Origin of the sequence: Pseudanabaena sp. 'Roaring Creek', from assembly GCF_001402795.1 — a bacterium.
Taxonomy (GTDB): domain Bacteria; phylum Cyanobacteriota; class Cyanobacteriia; order Pseudanabaenales; family Pseudanabaenaceae; genus Pseudanabaena.
In genome coordinates, this window is sequence record NZ_LIRE01000058.1 from 1 (window position 1) to 2,735 (window position 2,735).

Consider the following 2,735-nt stretch of genomic DNA (forward strand, 5'->3'; position numbering starts at 1 on the left):
GGACAAAAACAAAACCCAGAAGAGTGTTGCGGCGCGAAGCGCCGCAACACTCTTCTGGGTTTTATGTCTTAACCTATTTGGGGCTTTATACCAATTCACAAAAGTGTGACAACACTTTTGTGAATTGGTATAAAGCCCCAAATAGTGTTGCCGCACTCCGCGCGGCAACACTATACAAGACTGGCGGTAGCTATATTTAGGAATACCTATTTTTGTTTGAGTACGAGAAGGGTAATGTCGTCATAGATTTTTTGATTGCCAATATGCGATCGCAAATCCTCAATTACCGCCTCACGAATAGCGATCGCCGAGGCATCAACATTTTGGCAAATCACTTCACATAATCGATCGACACCATAAAGTTGTCGGTCTTCGTTCTCCGCCTCAGTAATGCCATCGGTATATAGCACGACCACATCACCCGAATGCAAATGAATTTGCTTGTGAGCAAGAAAGTTCCCAATTTCTTCCTCTAGCCCAATGGGAAATCCCAAATCAATCGTGTCAAATCTCTCAAGATAACCATTCTTCCGCACCACGATCATTTCTTCATGCTGACCGCTTAGCGTCAACTTACCTTGGTCGTAATCAATTAGGGACAGGGTTAAATTTTTGTCCGAATCCATTCGCTGCACGTTGCCATAAATCGTGCGGTTGAGAATGTCTAAAAATCTGACTGGATCGTCTTCTTCATTTTGGAGTAGGGTGCGTACCGCAGTTTGCACCATGATCATCAACATACCGCTCTCTAGTCCATGCCCCGTCACATCGCCAATACCAATCTTGATCCGCCCATTTTGTTGCAGCACATCGTAATAATCGCCACCGACCTCAGCCGCAGGTTCCATAAAGCCCGCAATATCTAGACCCATGACCATTGCTAATTCTTTGTCTTTAGGCAGAATCATTTCCTGTAGCTTGCGCGTAACTTCTAGCTCGCTACTCATCCGTAGATTTTCTTTTTTGAGCCGCTCATTCAGCGCAATAATTTGTTGATTTGCTTTCTCTAAGGCAATTTCGGCCATTTTACGCTGACTAATGTCTTCAACAGTCCCCTCGTAGTAAATTATTCTGCCATGCTGATCGCGGAGGGTGCGCACATTTTCACTAATCCAGATCGCAGTGCGATCGCGTTTATATACCTGCGACTCAAAGTTAGTAATCGTATCATTTACATCCATGAGGGCTTGAAACTGCTGACGGCGATCGGGATCGACATAGAGTTGGGTATTAACATCTACTAATTGCGCGACCATCTGTTCAACGGATTCATAGCCATAGATTTTCGCCAAGGCTAGATTGACACTGAGATACTTCCCTTCAGGACTAGTCTGAAAAATGCCATCGACGGAGTTTTCAAAAATGCTTCGATATTTTTCTTCAGATTCTCTCAAAGCGATCGCCACCTTGTTGAAAGATCGCACGACCATCGATAATTCATCTTTGCTATCTAGTTCGATCTCCGCCGCATTTCCCGATGTCATGAGCTTAGAAGCAATATCTAACTGATAAACGGTTCGCATCACCGATAGATAGAAACCGACAAACAGATAAGCGATCGCTATAAATATAATCAACACGAAGAGGGAGATATATAGTTTGCGCTCCTCAATAGCTTGAATCCGATACATCAATAATTCATCTAAGCGATCGAAAATTTGTTGTGAAAGCGTAAAGCTATATTTCAGAGTATTTTCAATGCTTTGTTGATAAGCCCCTTCCGCCAAAGCAGACTGGCTTTCCTTACCGACAATCTGATTGGTATTAGCGATCGCCTTGTTAACGCCAGAAACAAAATCTTGCAGTGCCCCGTTCAGCGAATTACGCAGATTGCCGCGACGGTTATTTTTAAAAGCGCGTTCTAAATTTGCAGTTAAGTCGTTATTATATTCATCCAGCGACCCCAACAAAGAAATCAGTAAGGTCTTTTTTTCATTAGCGGTTTCTTTTTCAAAGGTCATTTCCCGATATGTCCGCATCATCTTATTTAAGACCTTTTGCATCTCTGGCAGCTTAACCGCACTCGCATCCATTAGATAGAAGGTATCAAGATCTGGATCGAGAATTAAATTTGAAAAATCCACGACATAAGCTCTAAAGCGATCGAGTTTTTCTAGAACTAAATCTTGATTGCGAAACTCTGCAAGCCCTGTAGATTTCTGCAAATCTTGCCTTAAAGTCTCTATATCTTTGACCTTATCGCCAGTTTGAATAATGCCCCCAATACGGCGATCTACCTTCGCTAAATTCACAAACTCTCGATCGATCGCATTTTGGAGATCCTGCAATTCTCGTTGCGGCGATTGAGATATTTCTAAGCGATCTGAACGATCTATGAAACTAGCACCTTGCGAATTCTTGTAAAACTGATTTTGCAAAATTAATTGCCGTCGGGGAATATATTGCCATAATTGGCTAATAGGTCTTAGGTACGCATTGCCATAAATTTCTTTTTGAGTAAATTCCACACGACTGTTTAGTTCTGACATGAGCAAATTCATCACCAAGGCAAGCGGTAAGACAAATAGCAGACTGATCAGAAAAAATTTCTGTGGATATTTCAATCGGTTCATAAGCACGATCGCGGGCTTGAATAGCATCATAATTTCGTTTGAGACAATCTTCTAATCTATTTCTCGCCATGCTCCAGACTCTAAAAACTTACAACTTTGGTTTAAGTGAGTAAGTGGGCTTAATTTAAGTATAAAACCCTAAAACCTGCGGCGCACGCGCAG

General features: G+C 42.2%; 2 protein-coding genes. One reads left to right on the top strand and one right to left on the bottom strand.

The window, feature by feature from the left end; genetic code table 11:
* Window positions 1-200, top strand: a 200-nt coding sequence (locus AC805_RS26660) for a hypothetical protein (protein WP_231662397.1), incomplete at its 5' end; no start/stop codon positions are given.
* A 6-nt stretch (window positions 201-206) separates the two neighbouring features.
* On the opposite strand, the gene AC805_RS25985 is transcribed toward AC805_RS26660, so the two are convergent.
* Window positions 207-2,603, bottom strand: coding sequence for a SpoIIE family protein phosphatase (locus tag AC805_RS25985; RefSeq protein ID WP_055073841.1), 2,397 nt, complete (start codon window positions 2,601-2,603; stop codon window positions 207-209).
* Window positions 2,604-2,735: the final 132 nt, after the last annotated feature.